The sequence below is a fragment of the Actinomycetota bacterium genome (assembly GCA_035640355.1).
Classification (GTDB): domain Bacteria; phylum Actinomycetota; class UBA4738; order UBA4738; family HRBIN12; genus CALGFI01.
On record DASQWI010000022.1, the window covers coordinates 24,343 to 39,088 of the forward strand.

Here is a 14,746-nt window from a genome sequence, read left to right on the forward strand (position 1 = left end):
GCGCCGTGGCCCTACGAGCGGAGCGCTGCTGCCAAGAGAGCCAGATGCGTGGCGAACCCATGACCGGGACAGCGTCGGTCGTCCGTTCGTGGCTGCTCCTGGAGCATGCCGGGCCCTGGGGCGAAGACGCCTTCGTCGATGCCCGCCTCCCGGCAGGGTTCGCCGCCGAGGTCAGCGCCCGGTGTGAAGCAGCCCTCGTTCGCCCGCTCCTCATTCGGCGCGCTGCACCCGCTGGGGATCGAGGCGGTGTGAGGTGTTTCGCGATCCGCTCCGGGCCCGAACCACCGTGGATCGAGACGACATCGCTCGAGCGCCTGACCGACGCGCTGGAGCTCGACATCGAAGCGCTCGGCCGCGGTTCGTCCGTCGGACTCGACGCGCACGAAGACCCGGTGTTCCTCGTGTGCACCCACGGTCGGCACGACCGGTGCTGTGCCGAACGCGGCCGGCCACTCGCCTCCGCGCTCGCGGCGACGTACCCCCGGCAGACGTGGGAGAGCAGTCACTTCGGTGGCGACCGGTTTGCCGGCAACCTGATCGCGTTCCCCCACGGCCTCTACTTCGGTCGGGTTGCACCGGCCGACGCCGACCACGTGGTGACGGAGTACACAGGCGGACGACTCGACCTAGATCGCCTTCGGGGGCGTTCGTGTTACCCGATGGCGGTGCAAGCGGCGGAGCTCCAACTCCGGACGAGGGAACGTCTCGTGGGTCTCGACGACGTGGTGTTCGAACGAGCGAGCCGTTTCACCTCGACGCTCGAGGCTTCGTTCCGAACACCACGCGGCCGGTTCGAGATCGTGCTCGATATCGACGAGGCAGACCGGCACTACCTCACCTGCAGGAGTGAAACCGAACAGCCCCCGCCTCGTTACCGTGCTGCATCGATCAGCCGGATCGACTGACGGGGGCGCCGAGTCCTCGACGGCTTCGAACGGCGCTACGTCGCTGCGCGGGTGCGTGATGCCGCGTCCATCGCGGCTCGAAGCCGTTGGACGGGCCCCCGGATGGCCAGCTCTTCGGCGAGCTCGGTGAGCGACTCGTCGTCTCGCTCGCCCTGCCACCGGTCGAGCGGCGCGGTTGCGTTCACCGGAACGATCCGCCGCATGGTCGCGATGTAGTCGGCCGATTCACGGATCCTCGCTCGGAGCGCGGGCTTTCCCTTCAGAGGCCCGGCGCGCGGATGTTCCGACGCAGAGTCGGCGACGAGGTCGTCGAGCGACGCATACGACTCGATCAGCGCCTGAGCCGTCTTCGCGCCGACGCCACGAACCCCGGGGAGCGAGTCGCTCGGATCCCCGCGCAAGATGGCGAACTCCGCGTAGCGGTTGGCCGGGACACCCATGCGTTCGAGCACGCCGGCCTCGTCGAGCTCGGCGAGCTCCGACACCCCGCGAACGGTGAGGAGCAGCTTCACCGCCGGATCGCGAACCAGCTGGATGAGGTCGCGGTCGCCGCTGACGATCTCGTTCCGATCGTTCGGCGCCGCCTGCACGCAGAGGGCACCGATGGCGTCCTCGGCCTCCCACCCCTGCGTCTGCGCCTGCGGCATCCCCGCGAGGTCGAGCACCTGGCGGAGCATCGTGAACTGATCGGGCAGGCCCTCCGGGTCCGCCTGGCGTTGCGACTTGTACCCGGCGTACAGGTCCGTTCGCGCGGACGGACGCCACTCGTGGTCGTACGCGTGGACGACCTCGTCGGGTCGCCGCGACAGGAGCAGGCTCGTCACCATGTCGAGGTAGCCGTGGAGCGCGCCCGACGGGCGTCCGCCCGGGGTCTTGATCGCCTCGCCCATCGCGAAATACGCGCGGTACATCAGGCTCGACACATCCAAGAGAACGCGGTGGGTCACGCGCGCAGCGTATCGGCGGCTGGCCAGGGGAGCTCGAACGCGCCGAGGAGGTTGTCGAGATCGCCTGGGGAGTGCCCGCATTCGGTGAAGTACCGAGCGAGTTCGCTCCGGTGCTGCGTGCCGTGACTCACGATGTGGGCGACCACAAGCCATCGCGGTCTCGTGAAGTGGGCATCAGTGCCCCACGGCTCGGCGAGCGCTTGGTCGTCGAGCGACTCGACGAAGGCGCGGAGCCGCACGTCCTCCTCGAGGCAGAACGCGTGCAGGGCGCTGAGGTCCTCGAGCGTGAACCCGTATTCCCACACGTACGTCTCGCCCACGTCGTTGCCGATGCAGAACTCGCGCCAGCTCCAGTCGACGTCGACGAGGTGCCGGATCGTCTGGAACGCGCTCCCGTGGTCGAGCACACCGTCCTTTCGGAGTTCGTCGTCGGAGAGATCCGCGGCGGTCGTCAGGATTCGATCGTTCGCCCAGGCGTGATATCGAACGAACGCGAGCAGGGATTCGCCATCCATCCGTCAACCCTAGCGGTGCTGTAGTCAGGCGTCGTCCGGGCGAGCCATGATGCTCGGTACATAACGAACGCCTCGACACGTCGAGCAGTAAACGCTCAACGACAGCAGCGTACGACCGTGACCTAGCCTGTTGGGGCACCCTTCGTCGGGTACTCGCGCGACAGCTTGTCGAGATCATCGATGAGCGGTGGAAGGTCGGTCCGGTCCATGGCATCGGTCAGGTGGAAGTTGAGGCGAACCTTGCCGAAAACCTTGCCGAAGCCCTCCGGACCGGCATCGCCCTTGATCGTTATGTGGCCAAGCGCGTCCAGCTCCAAGGTGAGGCCGATCCACGGCTCCATCGGCTCGAAGGATGCTTCCTTCCTCTCCCCTTCGTACATCTCGCGGAGCTGGTCATGGAATTGTGAGAATTCTTCAGTGCGAAGCTGCGCCGCGTACGTCGCTCGCCATGGCTTGATGTCAATCCGGATCTCGCTTTCCACCCAGTTGCCATCCCAGTAGTCATTAGCCTGCGGGCGACTCCGTCGCAGGACCCGGATTTCGATGTGGTCCTCGCCTCGCCGCCCAACAAATAGCTCTGGCATCGGTTTTCAGTGTGACACGGAGACATGACGGACAGCGGGTGGCTCGCCTCGGTCAGACCACGCCGGTTACGGCGAGAAGGCGGTGATCACGGGCGAACCCTAGGCGAGAACAGCTCACCGGCGGCGTCATCGCTAGACTCCGCCGATCGCCGAGCGGACCCTCACCGAACGTCAGCTGAATCGCGCGCTGCTCGCGCGTCAGCTCCTGCTCGAGCGTCGACGCGTGCCGCTCGCCACGGCGGTCGAGCGCGTCGGCGGACTTCAGACGCAGTACGCGCCGACGGCGTACATCGGTCTGTGGTCACGGCTCGACCGGTTCCGCCGCGACGACCTCACCCGGGCCCTCGAACGACGTACCGTCGTGCAGGGAACGCTCATGCGGGCGACCATCCACATCGTCTCGGCCCGCGACTATCCACTGTTCGTCGAGGCCGTGCGGGGGACGCGCCGCGAGTGGTGGCTCTCGGCGACGCGACGTCGCGATCAGCCTCACAACCTTCAGGCTGTGGCGGGGCGCCTGCGAGCGCTCCTCGCCGACGGGCCACGGCGTCGCGAGGAGCTCATTGCGCACCTCGGCGTCGACACCACGACGTGGAACGGCGTGCAGATGTGGGTCGACCTCGTGCGGGCGCCTCCGTCCGGCACCTGGGAACGCCGGCGCGCCGACGTATTCGCGCTCGCCGACCACTGGCTCGGCCGGTCGTCGCCGGTTTCGGAGCGCGACGCGATCGATCACCTCGTGCGCCGGTATCTCGGCGCGTTCGGCCCCGCGTCGCGCAAAGACGTGCAGAGCTTCACCGGTCTGTCGGCGAAGGCGCTCGCGTCATCGTTCGAACGCCTGAGCCTTCGGCGCTTCCGCGACGAGCAGGGCGGTGAGCTGCTCGACGCCCAGCGTGCGCCCCTGCCCGATCCCGAAACGGAGGTGCCGCCGAGGTTCCTGGGGCCGTGGGAGGCGGCGCTCCTCGTTCACGCCCGTCGAACCCAGATCCTGCCCGAGCGCCATCGATCCCGGGTCTTCCACGTCAAGATCCCGCAGTCGATATCCACGTTCCTCGTCGACGGCCGGGTCGCCGGGGCGTGGACGTACGAGGGCGGCCGGGTCGAGCTCGAACCGTTCGAGAAGCTCCCGCGACAGGCGAAGCAGGATCTGGATGAGGAGGCCGAGCGCCTGTCGGCATTCCTTGCGTGAGACAGCTCGCGTCGGTGGGAAGCACTAGGGTTGCGTGCCATGCGGGGCGATCGGGTGGAGGTCGTCGTCGACTCGGGCGCGGGTGTCGTGAAGTACGACATCGAGGCGACGAAGGCCGGCCGTCGCGTCGAGATCACCACGTCTCGCGGCGTCATCGAGGTCTCCGAGGTGACGCGGAACGGAACGCCGGTCCGCACCGGTCGGTTCATGGCCGACCGCGTGGTCGCCCTCGTGGAGCATCCGGCGCCGGACGTTGCGCCGCGCCGCCGCCGCGTCGCGCGCGGTCAGAGCAGCCTGCTCTAGGCGGCTACGCGCTGAGCGCGGCGAGCGCGTTCGGAACGGTGTCCTGCGGCGTGACCGCGTACCACGCCCGCTCGATCCGTCCCTCCTCGTCGACGAGGAACGAGGACCGGATGATGCCGATGCTCCCGCGTTTCTTCTCGCCCCACGCGCCCCACGCCTCGGCCACCTCGTGGCGGGGATCGGAAAGCAGTGGAAACCCAAGCCCGTACTTCCGGTCGAACGCCAGCTGCTTGTCGGGCATGTCCGGCGAGATCCCGATGACCTCCGTCCCGATGCCGGCGAGGTCCTGCCTGTGGTCGCGGAGCGAGCAGGACTGGGTGGTGCACCCCGGCGTGTCCGCCTCGGGATAGAAGTAGACGAGCACCTTGCGGCCGCGCAGGTCGGCCAGGCTGACCCGCCTCTCGTGCTGGTCGGCCAGCTCGAACGGCGGGGCGGTGTCTCCGGGTTCAAGTCTCGCCATCGATCCTCCGAACAGAACCTACCCCGTTCGTCATCCCCACCACGTGGTCGTGGCCGACGCCGACTGGGCTCAACGGCCGAGCCGAATGAGCCGATACCGCACTACGGACTCGAATTTTTGAGCGAGGTGGATCCGCGCTGCCCAACGCCGACCAGAACGCCGCACCGAAGAGAAGGCTCGAACGGAGCAAGGAAGCCGCCCCCACGGCCGCCGACCGGAAGTGGGCCGCTCGCCCCGGCCTGAGCTGGCTCCTGCGTGTTGGCATCTTCCTGTTCCCGCTGGCGTGCGCGTTTGCGGCGACGCTCCTCGTCCGCGCGCTGTTGCCCGATGCGACCGAGAGAACCGTTGCCGCTTGGATCGGGCTGCTGGTGCTCGGCATCGTCGTGGCGATCGTCGCGGAGAATGCCGCTCGACGGCTCATCCCACTCGCCACGCTCCTGAAGCTGGCAATGCTGTTCCCGGGCAGGGCGCCGTCCCGGTTCAAGCTCGCGCGACGGGCCGGCAGCGTTCGGCAGCTCGAGGAACTGACGGAGAGCGAGGCAGGCGATGCCAGCGGTGTTGCGGAGGCCATCCTGACCCTCGTCACAGCGCTCGGGGCGCACGACAGTGCGACGCGAGGTCACGCAGAACGGGTTCGCGTGTACACGGACATGCTCGCGGAAGAGCTCGAGCTCCATGAGATCGATCGATACAAGCTGCGGTGGGCCGCGCTCTTGCACGACATCGGCAAGCTCTCGGTCGACGCCGCGATCCTCAACAAGAAGGAACCGCTTACCGACGGAGAGTGGGACCAGATCAAGAAGCACCCGGTCGAGGGCGTTCGGATGATCGAACCCCTCGCCGGCTGGCTCGGGACGTGGGCCGACGCGATCGCGCACCACCACGAGCGTTACAACGGCACCGGGTACCCGGCCGGGCTCGCGGGAGAGCAGATCCATATCGGCGCGCGGATCGTCGCGGTTACCGACGTGTACGACACCATGACGTCGGCGCGGTCGTACAAGAAGCCGCTGTCGGCACGAGCCGCACGTGAGGAGCTGGTGTGGGCCGCAGGCAAGCAGTTCGACCCGGTGGTCGTTCGGGCCTTCCTGTCGATCTCGCTTCCGCGCTTGCTGTGGGCCACCGGTCCGGCCTCGCTCCTCGTGCACCTTCCGTTCCTCGCCCGGCTCCCCACGCTGGGCAGGGTCGTGACGTCCTCCGGTGCGCAGGCCGTCACCGCGTCCGTTGCCGCCGGCGTTGTCGCTGTTGGATTGATCGCCCCTGCGGCCGCTCCCGCGGTGCGCCCGGTCACCGACGTCGTCCGCACGCAGGGGGAGGACACAAGGGATATCGGCGGGTCGGGTGAAGTCAGGAACGAAAACGTCACCGATGAAGGCCACGACGGCGATCGTGACCGAGATGGAAAGGGCTCAGGTGACAAGGGCGAAGGTGGCGGCGGCGCCGGCGGAGGCGGCGCAGGCGGAGGCGGCGCAGGCGGAGGCGGTGGCGGACAGGTAAATGAACCGGTGGCACCGTCCCCGCAGCCCGAACCGCAACCGCAGCCGGACCCCGAGCCGGACCCGAAGCCGGATCCCAAGCCGGATCCCAAGCCAGAGCCGTCGCCGACCCCCGAAGGCGTGCGGGTTCCCGACGTCGTTGGGCTCCGCGAGACCGACGCGACGGCCCGCCTCGAAGCGGCGGGGTTCGTCGTGCGCGTGGTCAAAGAATGGACTAACGACCCTGAGTTCAAGAATCTCGTCGGTGACCAGTCGGACCCAGCCGGATCTCGCGTGCCGGACGGGACGAGGATCACCGTCACCGTGATGAAGTGGCGGAACAAGAACTGACGCGCGGGCTACGCGAGTAGCACCAGGATGACGAGCACTGCGGCCGGGATCTCCACCACCGCCGCCAAAGCCGCAACCAGGGCGGCCACGAGGATGGCCGGACGGAGCACGGCTGAGATCGCCGCGTACGGTGAGAGCACCTCGCGGGATCCGAACACCACCTTGGCCAGGCCGAAAAGCGCGGCGAGCGTTGCGATCGGACCCCGTCTCCGCGTCGAGGGGTCGCGGAGATGCGCGGCCCGAGTGCGAACGTCCGCCGGGAGCGTTCGAGCTCGCTTCGGAAGCTCGCGCAGCTGTCCCACTCCGGCCACGAACAGGACGAGTACTCCGGCCGGGATGAGCGCGATCGCGAGGATGACGATGCGCGCGATCCATTCGTTCGCGTCCTCGGGCGGGGCATCCGCGAGGCCAACGCCCCACGCAGCCGTCACCGAGATCGCCGCGACAGTCGCGAGCGACGACAGTCCTCTGAGGACGCGAGCCGCGACTGCGAGGACGCGTCGAAGCGCGTTCGCGGCGCGCTCCTGAACCGGGAGCGTTGGTGCTCCGTTCACGCTGAGGCTCTACCCCGCGGCGGTCGCGTCGAGTCGCTCGAGCTCGGGCGTCGTGGCGATTCGCGACAGGAAGGACGCGGCTACGTCCACCAACCGGCGCTTGGCCAGCGAGAGGTAATGGCCGTCCACGACGTCGCGGACGCTGCTCCATGCGGCCACGAGCATCTCGGCGTTGGCCGGATAGCCCGGATGCGTCGACAGGCCTGACAGCACGCGCACGTTCGAGTTCACGGACCGTGCGAGTAGGGCGGTCTCCAAGACGAACGCGCGATACACGGCCGGCTCGTTCTGGAGCCGCTGGGCCTGAGTCTCGTAGACGTCCGCGTTCTTGGCGCACACCTCGACGATGCCCGAGCGCAGGTACGCGTCCTCGCGCGACTCGCCCGGCTCCTGGACATGACGGCTACCGGGTACGGCCACGAGGTTCGGATGCGGGGTGACAGCGACGGAGAATCCGTTCGCGCGTGCGAGTGCGCAGAACGCCTCGATGTACCGAACCGGGTGGAGCCGTTCGTGGAGCGGTGTCTTGTCCCACGCCTCCGGGTCGTACATGACGAGTGTGACGTCATCGGGGATCGCGCCGCTCTGAACATCCTCCGCGAATGCCTCGTAGCTGGCCCACGCGCGCCCGTGCGTCGCGCCGGGCCATCCGCCGAGCGCGACCGCGTCGTCGGACCCGAACACCCGGTCGGCCACCCCACGATCGACGGCGGCGATCGCGCGAACCGAACCCGTCGCGGTCATCCACAGCTGTCTCACGGAGATGACAGACTACGGCGATGAACGAGACGCCTCGCGACCGTGACGAAGCGGACGCAGCCGATGAAGCGCTGGAGTCACGAGACGACGTCTCGAGTGACGCGACGGTGCCCGAAGCGGATGCGCTCGAACAGGCCGCCGACGCCACACGCCGGAGCGTGGACGATGACCCCTCGGTAGGGGATCGTCCCGAGGCGGACGCGCTCGAGCAAGCGCGCGGTGTCGGCGATGACGAGGACGAAGAACGGCGCTAAACGCGGCGGGCCAGCGGATCGGTGAACCGTCCGTCCAACAGGGGGTCGCGTCCCTCGCGGGCGGTCGGTACCATCGGACCAGCGCATCCCTGGAACGTCGCGCCCGCGGACGCCGGGCCATCGCCGAGGAGGAACGCCATGACGATCGTCAAAGCCGCACTGCTCCAGACCGACTGGTCGGGCGACCAGGAGTCGATGACGGACAAGCACGAGGAGGCCGCCCGCGAGGCCGCCGCCCAGGGAGCGCAGGTCATGTGCTTCCAGGAGCTCTTCTACGGTCCGTACTTCTGCCAGGTCCAGGACGCGCAGTACTACAGCTACACCGAACCGATCCCGGACGGGCCGACGACGAAGCGGTTCCAGAGCGTGGCCAAAGAGCTCGGCATGGTCATGGTGCTGCCCATGTACGAAGTCGTGCAGTCCGGGCTGTACCACAACACCGCCGCGGTGATCGACGCCGACGGCACCTACCTCGGCAAGTACCGCAAGCAGCACATCCCGCAGGTGAAAGGGTTCTGGGAGAAGTTCTACTTCGCGCCGGGAACCGGCGGATATCCCGTGTTCGAGACCGCCGTGGGCAAGGTCGGCGTCTACATCTGCTACGACCGTCACTTCCCGGAGGGCTGGCGGATCCTCGGGCTGCACGGCGCGGAGATCGTGTTCAACCCGTCGGCGACGCACCGGGGACTCTCCGAGTACATCTGGCGGCTCGAGCAGCCCGCGGCCGCCGTGGCGAACATGTACTTCGTCGGCGCCATCAACCGGGTCGGAATCGAGCCGCTCGGAGAGAACGACTTCTACGGGCAGAGCTACTTCGTCGATCCCGAAGGGCAGTTCGTCGGCGAGGTTGGTGACGCCTACAAGCCGGAGCTGATCGTCCGGGACCTGGACCTCAACAAGATCCGTGAGGTTCGCGATCGGTGGGCGTTCTACCGGGACCGCCGGCCCGACGCGTACGACTCGATCGTCGCGCGGTAAGGGGTAGGCCGATGGACGTCGGCGTCGTTCTCCAGACGACACCACCGAGCGCGCGCGTGGTCGACCTGGCCAAGAAGGCCGAGACGTACGGGTTCAGCCACGTGTGGACGTTCGACAGCCACATCCTGTGGCAGGAGCCGTACCCGATCCACACGGAGATCCTGGCCAACACGCGCAACGTGACGGTCGGGCCGATGGTGACGAACCCGGCCACGCGCGACTGGACCGTGACGGCGAGCGTGTTCGCGACGCTGAACGAGATGTTCGGCAACCGGACCGTGATCGGCATCGGGCGTGGAGATTCCGCCGTGCGCGTAACGAACGGCAAGCCAACGACGCTCGAGACCCTTGGCCACGCGGTACACGTGATCCGCGAGTTGGCTAACGGACGCCCGGTCGACTATCGCGGTTCGACGATCCGGTTCCCGTGGGCGGGCAGGAGCCGCGTCGAGGTGTGGATCGCCGGGTACGGGCCGAAGGCGCTGAAGCTGGTCGGTGAGGCGGGCGACGGGTTCATCCTGCAGCTCGCCGACCCCGACATCGCCGCGTGGACGATCGGGTCCGTTCGACGCGCCGCCGAAGAGGCGGGGCGCGATCCCGACGAGATCACGATGTGCGTCGCCGCACCGGCGTACGTCGGTGACGAGCTTGGATACGCGCGCGATCAGTGCCGGTGGTTCGGCGGCATGGTCGGCAACCACGTGGCCGACATCGTGGCGCGGTACGGCGACAGCTCAGAGGTTCCTCGGGCGTTGACCGACTACATCAAGGGCCGGCAGGGCTACGACTACAACGAGCACGGGCAGGTGGGGAACGTGCACACGCAGTTCGTGCCGGACGAGATCGTCGACCGGTTCTGCATCCTCGGTCCGGTCGAGGAGCACGTGCGCCGGCTCGAGGAACTCCGCAAGCTCGGCGTCGATCAGTTCGCGCTCTACCTGCAGCACGACGCCAAGGACGAGACGCTGCAAGCCTACGGCGAGAAGGTTCTTCCGGCCATCGCCGAAGGCGTCGTCGCCAGGACGTGAGCGAGGCCGCAGCGGCGCGGCCGGCTCGCTCGGATTCGGCGCCACGAGCGCGCGACGGCTACCTGCGCATGTTGCGCGCCGTTTGGATGTTCGCGCTCGCCCTGCTGCTCGTCGCGATCCTGTGGGAGCTGTACAAGGTGGTCGGTCCTCAGGACGGCGGAACGGTCTTCGGCTGGAAGATCCTTCCTCGCGCGAACGACCAGGCGATGCCGCACGTGTGGCAGATGCTGGCGAGGTTCGGCGAACCCGAACGCGCCGGATTCCCCGGAACGATCCTGACGACCATCCTTTCTGGCGCGTGGTTCACGTTCCGGCTGTCGTTCGCCGGGTTCGTCATCGGCGCAGCGGTCGGCCTGGGGCTCGCCGTGCTGATGGCGCGGTTCAGGGTGTTCGAGCGCGGGCTGCTGCCGTACCTCGTCGTGTCGCAGACCGTTCCGCTGATCGCGCTGGCGCCGCTCGTCGTGAGTTGGGGCGGAAAGCTGCATCTCGGCGCGTTCGAGTGGCCGCGGTGGCTGTCGGCGGCGGTGTTGGGCGCGTTCCTCGCATTCTTCCCCGTGGCCGTCGGAACCCTGAAGGGACTGACGTCGGCGCCGCCGACGGCGGTCGAGCTCATGAACTCGTACGCGGCGTCGTGGCGCCAGACGTTGTTCAAGCTGCGATTCCCCGCCGCGGTGCCGTACATGGTTCCGGCGTTCCGGCTGGCCGCGACGGCGTCGGTCGTCGGTGTGGTCGTCGCCGAGCTGTCGACCGGGCTCGCCGGCGGGATCGGACGGCTGATCATCGAGTACGCGCGCGAGGCGACGGCCGACCCGGCGAAGGTGTACACCGCGGTGTTCGGCGCGGCGGCACTGGGGTTGTTCATGGCGGGGATCGTCGGCGTGGCCGACGTCGTGTTGATGCGGAACCGCCCGCGGGAGGCGCCAGAGTGAAAACTGGAGTGACCGACGCGGTCGACGTTCGGGGCGTCTCGAAGGTGTTCAACCGGGGGCGGCCGAACGAGGTTCGCGCGCTCGTCGACGTCGATCTGGCGATCGAGCCGGGCGAGTTCGTCTCGTTGATCGGCCCGTCGGGGTGCGGAAAGTCGACGGCGTTGCGGCTGATGGCGAACCTGCTCGAACCGACGAGCGGCGACATCCTCGTGAACGGCAAGCCCGCCCGGAAGGCTCGGCTCGACCAGGACTACGGCATGGCGTTCCAGCAGGCCGGCCTGTTCGACTGGCGAAACGTCACGAAGAACGTCGAGCTTCCCCTGGAGCTGAAGGGCTGGGACCGATCGCGACGGCGGGAGCGCGCGCTCGAGATGCTGCATCTCGTCAAGCTGGACGAGTTCGCCGAGCACATGCCGTGGCAGCTGTCGGGAGGGATGCAGCAGCGAGTGGCTATCGCTCGGGCGCTCGCTGCGCACCCGCCGCTCCTGCTGATGGACGAGCCGTTCGGCGCGCTCGACGAGATGACGCGCGAGCACATGCAGGCCGAGCTCCTCCGCATCTGCGGTGAGACGTCGACGACCGTCGTGTTCGTCACCCACTCGATCCCGGAGGCGGTGTACCTGTCGACGCGAGTGGTCGTGATGTCGCCCCGTCCGGGCCGGATCACCGACGTGATCGATGTGGACCTCGGTCCTCGTCGCGACGTCGACACGCGAGAGGACCCCGGGTTCTTCAAGAAGATCACCGAGGTGCGTGAGGCCCTACGCGGCACGGACCGGGCCTCGAGCAGAGAAGCGGCAGGCCCATCCCAGACGGCGGGCATGGAGGATCGATGAACCGTTCGCCGCGCACCGTTGCGGTGATGGTGGTGGCGCCGGTCGCGTTCGGCGTCGCGTTCGTCGCCTTGTGGGAGGCGACTGTAAAGGTGCTCGACCTCCAGCCGTACTTCCTGCCGCCGCCCAGCGCGATCTGGCGGGAGTTCCAGGCGAACGCCGCGCTCATCTGGGAGGCGACGAAGGTCTCAGGCTCCAACGCGCTCGTCGGCCTGGTGATCGGGACCGTGCTCGGTATCGCCCTTGCGTTCGTGCTGAGCCGGTTCCGTGTGCTGAACGAGCTGGTCACGCCGCTGGCCATCGCGCTCAATGCCGTGCCGATCTTCGTGCTCGTCGCGTTGTTCAACAACATGTTCTCGGTGACGAGCGAGGTTCCCCGGCGGTTGATGGTCACGCTCGTCGTGAACTTCATCGTGCTGGTGAACGTGGCGAAGGGCCTGACGCAGGTGGATCGAACGCACGTCGAGCTGATGCGGTCCTACGCCGCGAGCGATGTGGCCGTGCTACGGAAGGTCCGTGTGCCGAACGCCGTGCCGTATCTGTTCACCGCGCTGAAGATCGCCGCCCCGGCGGCGGTCATCACGGCGTTCGTCTCCGAGTACTTCGGCGGGTCGCAGAACGGGCTGGGTAGCCGGATCGTCGGCAACATCGCGATCTCGAAGAACGCCACTGCCTGGGGGTACGTGCTCGGAGCGTGCCTGCTCGGCCTGGCGTTCTACCTCACGGCCGTTGTGGCCGAGCGCGCGGCGACGCCGGGACGAGCGCAGTCGGCGGAGTAGGTCTCGCGGGCGGGCGGACCGGCGCGGCAGAGCTTGGCGTGATGGGGCATGATGCACGGCTGAGCGAGAGGGGGAGGAGTGCATGAGGGGTCCAAGGTTGCGCGCGTTCGGGGCAGGCCTGCTCGTGCTGGCACTGCTCGGGGCGGCGTGTGGGGACGACGGCGGAGACGCCGCAATCGACACGGGCGACTGCGACTCGGTCGACAACACCAGTCTGCAGCTGCAGTGGTTCGTCCAGGCGCAGTTCGCCGGCTACTTCGCGGCGGACGAACAGGGGTTCTACGCCGACCAGTGCCTCGCGGTCGAGATCGTCGAGGGCGGCGTCGACATCGTGCCGCAGCAGCAGCTCGCGGACGGGGCCGTCGACTTCGCGATCGCGTGGGTGCCGAAGGCGCTCGCGACGCGTGAGGCCGGCGCGGACATCGTGAACATCGCGCAGGTCTTCCAGCGCTCGGGGACGCTACAGGTTTCGTTCGCCGAGGACGGGATCACCTCGCCGGCCGACTTCGAGGGCCGCACGGTCGGCAACTGGGGATTCGGCAACGAGTACGAGATCTTCGCCGCGCTTGCGGAGGAGGGCCTGGACCCGGCGACGGACGTGGAGCTCGTCCAGCAGGACTTCGACATGTCGGGGCTGCTGTCGGGCGATATCGACGCGGCCGAGGCGATGACCTACAACGAGTACGCGCAGGTGCTCGAGGCCGTGAACCCCGACACAGGCGAGCTGTACCAGCCGGATGACTTCAACGTCATCTCGTACGAAGAGGTCGGCGTGGGCATGCTGCAGGACGCGATCTGGGCCGATGGAACGCGGCTCGGCGACGAGGAGTACCGCGACATCGCGGAGCGGTTCCTCACCGCGTCACTGCAGGGGTGGGCGTACTGCCGCGACAACGTCGAGGAGTGTCGAGACATCGTGCTCGCGCGGGGGTCGCGGCTCGGTGCGAGCCACCAGCTCTGGCAGATGAACGAGATCAATAGGCTCATCTGGCCGGCCGAGAACGGCGTCGGCTTCATCGATCAGGCAGCCTGGGATCGAACGGTGGAGATCGCGCTCAACACGCCGAACCTCGAGGGCGCCACGGTGTTGACGGAGCCCGCCCACCCCGACGCGTTCACGAACGAAATCGTCGAGGCGGCGCACGAGAACCTCGAGGTGCTCGACGTCGACATCACTGGCGGGGACTTCCTGCCGATCGAGGTGACGCTGGAAGAGGGTGGTGCCTGACCCGGAGCGCTCGAGTCCCGACGACGCAAGGGCGGCGCCCCGAGAACGCTTCCGCGCCGCGCCGAGCACGCGCCTCGCCGTCTGCGCGGGGGCGGGGATCACGGTTTCGACGGCGGCCGCCTTCCTCGCGCCGTGGGAGGTCGCGGTGCTCGCGGGGTGGGACGCGGCGTTGGCCGTCTACGTCGCTTGGGTCTGGGCGAGCGTGGGCGCGCTGGACGCCCAGGCAACCCAACGTGTCGCGGGAAGCGAGGACCTCTCGCACGCGGCGACCGAGTTCGTCCTGATCGCCGCGAGCGTGATGAACCTCGTCGCGGTGGCGCTGGCGCTCATTCACGCGAACGACGTGTCGCTCGTGGCGGCTGCGATGATCAACGTGGCCACGGTGTTGAGCGTCTCCCTGTCCTGGGCTGCCGTCCACACGGTGTATGCGCTTCGGTATGCCCGGCTGTACTACGACGCCGGGGGTCTTCGCTTCGACGGTGGTCCCCCCGATTACAGGGACTTCGCGTACCTGGCGTTCACGATCGGGATGACGTATCAGGTCTCCGATACGCCCATCGTCACGAGGGCCATGCGCCGGGTAGCGCTGCGCCACACCTTGCTGTCGTATCTGTTCGGCGCCGTGATCGGCGCCACGGTCATCAACGTCGTGGTCGGCCTGTTCCGTGGATAAGG

General features: G+C 68.1%; 18 protein-coding genes. 12 read left to right on the top strand and 6 right to left on the bottom strand.

Annotated elements, in window-relative coordinates; translation table 11 throughout:
- Positions 1-248: 248 nt before the first annotated feature.
- Positions 249-905: a sucrase ferredoxin gene (locus tag VFA08_11705; protein HYZ14249.1), complete on the top strand. Its 657-nt coding sequence runs from the start codon at positions 249-251 to the stop codon at positions 903-905.
- A 35-nt stretch (positions 906-940) separates the two neighbouring features.
- On the opposite strand, the gene VFA08_11710 is transcribed toward VFA08_11705, so the two are convergent.
- The 3 genes from VFA08_11710 to VFA08_11720 all read right to left on the bottom strand — a co-directional run bounded on the left by VFA08_11710 (position 941) and on the right by VFA08_11720 (position 2,849).
- Entirely contained in the window at positions 941-1,852 is a 912-nt protein-coding gene (locus VFA08_11710; GenBank protein HYZ14250.1) for a 5'-3' exonuclease, read from the bottom strand.
- A complete protein-coding gene (locus tag VFA08_11715; GenBank protein ID HYZ14251.1) occupies positions 1,849-2,367 on the bottom strand; it encodes a DinB family protein in 519 nt (172 codons plus the stop codon). Before VFA08_11715 ends, VFA08_11710 begins: the two co-directional genes overlap by 4 nt.
- A 122-nt stretch (positions 2,368-2,489) precedes the next feature.
- Positions 2,490-2,849: a hypothetical protein gene (locus VFA08_11720; protein HYZ14252.1), complete on the bottom strand. Its 360-nt coding sequence runs from the start codon at positions 2,847-2,849 to the stop codon at positions 2,490-2,492.
- Positions 2,850-3,174: 325 nt separating this feature from the next.
- Between VFA08_11720 and VFA08_11725 the strand changes: the two genes are divergently transcribed.
- The gene (locus VFA08_11725; GenBank protein HYZ14253.1) at positions 3,175-4,140 is read left to right on the top strand and encodes a winged helix DNA-binding domain-containing protein; all 966 of its coding nucleotides are present in this window, start codon (positions 3,175-3,177) and stop codon (positions 4,138-4,140) included.
- A 39-nt stretch (positions 4,141-4,179) separates the two neighbouring features.
- Complete coding sequence (locus VFA08_11730) at positions 4,180-4,443, top strand: hypothetical protein (GenBank protein ID HYZ14254.1); 264 nt, start codon at positions 4,180-4,182, stop codon at positions 4,441-4,443.
- Positions 4,444-4,447: 4 nt separating this feature from the next.
- Here the strand turns inward: VFA08_11730 and bcp are convergent, their stop codons facing one another.
- Positions 4,448-4,903 carry a thioredoxin-dependent thiol peroxidase gene (bcp, locus tag VFA08_11735; protein HYZ14255.1) on the bottom strand — a complete coding sequence of 152 codons (456 nt, stop codon included), beginning with the start codon at positions 4,901-4,903 and terminating at the stop codon, positions 4,448-4,450.
- 320 nt (positions 4,904-5,223) lie between these two features.
- Here bcp and VFA08_11740 point away from each other — a divergent pair, with 320 nt between their 5' ends.
- The gene (locus VFA08_11740) at positions 5,224-6,729 is read left to right on the top strand and encodes an HD domain-containing phosphohydrolase (GenBank protein HYZ14256.1); all 1,506 of its coding nucleotides are present in this window, start codon (positions 5,224-5,226) and stop codon (positions 6,727-6,729) included.
- 8 nt (positions 6,730-6,737) lie between these two features.
- On the opposite strand, the gene VFA08_11745 is transcribed toward VFA08_11740, so the two are convergent.
- Positions 6,738-7,283 carry a hypothetical protein gene (locus VFA08_11745; GenBank protein ID HYZ14257.1) on the bottom strand — a complete coding sequence of 182 codons (546 nt, stop codon included), beginning with the start codon at positions 7,281-7,283 and terminating at the stop codon, positions 6,738-6,740.
- Between the two features lie 9 nt (positions 7,284-7,292).
- Positions 7,293-8,042, bottom strand: a complete 750-nt coding sequence (locus VFA08_11750; protein HYZ14258.1) for a hypothetical protein — start codon at positions 8,040-8,042, stop codon at positions 7,293-7,295.
- Positions 8,043-8,062: 20 nt separating this feature from the next.
- On the opposite strand from VFA08_11750, the gene VFA08_11755 reads away from it, so the two are divergent.
- The 8 genes from VFA08_11755 (at position 8,063) to VFA08_11790 (ending at position 14,744) form a co-directional block, all read left to right on the top strand.
- Positions 8,063-8,296 (top strand): hypothetical protein, encoded by a 234-nt coding sequence (locus VFA08_11755; GenBank protein HYZ14259.1) that lies wholly within the window; start codon positions 8,063-8,065, stop codon positions 8,294-8,296.
- Positions 8,297-8,434: 138 nt separating this feature from the next.
- Entirely contained in the window at positions 8,435-9,274 is an 840-nt protein-coding gene (locus VFA08_11760; protein HYZ14260.1) for a nitrilase-related carbon-nitrogen hydrolase, read from the top strand.
- A gap of 11 nt (positions 9,275-9,285) precedes the next feature.
- A complete protein-coding gene (locus VFA08_11765; GenBank protein HYZ14261.1) occupies positions 9,286-10,302 on the top strand; it encodes a TIGR03842 family LLM class F420-dependent oxidoreductase in 1,017 nt (338 codons plus the stop codon).
- Positions 10,299-11,231, top strand: a complete 933-nt coding sequence (locus tag VFA08_11770; protein HYZ14262.1) for an ABC transporter permease subunit — start codon at positions 10,299-10,301, stop codon at positions 11,229-11,231. Before VFA08_11765 ends, VFA08_11770 begins: the two co-directional genes overlap by 4 nt.
- A gap of 8 nt (positions 11,232-11,239) precedes the next feature.
- On the top strand, positions 11,240-12,067 hold the full coding sequence (locus tag VFA08_11775; GenBank protein ID HYZ14263.1) for an ABC transporter ATP-binding protein: 828 nt from the start codon (positions 11,240-11,242) through the stop codon (positions 12,065-12,067).
- The gene (locus tag VFA08_11780; GenBank protein ID HYZ14264.1) at positions 12,064-12,843 is read left to right on the top strand and encodes an ABC transporter permease; all 780 of its coding nucleotides are present in this window, start codon (positions 12,064-12,066) and stop codon (positions 12,841-12,843) included. Before VFA08_11775 ends, VFA08_11780 begins: the two co-directional genes overlap by 4 nt.
- Positions 12,844-12,925: 82 nt before the next feature.
- Entirely contained in the window at positions 12,926-14,071 is a 1,146-nt protein-coding gene (locus tag VFA08_11785; GenBank protein HYZ14265.1) for an ABC transporter substrate-binding protein, read from the top strand.
- The gene (locus VFA08_11790; protein HYZ14266.1) at positions 14,064-14,744 is read left to right on the top strand and encodes a DUF1345 domain-containing protein; all 681 of its coding nucleotides are present in this window, start codon (positions 14,064-14,066) and stop codon (positions 14,742-14,744) included. The genes VFA08_11785 and VFA08_11790 overlap by 8 nt, the downstream gene beginning before the upstream one ends.
- The last annotated feature ends 2 nt before the right edge of the window (positions 14,745-14,746 follow it).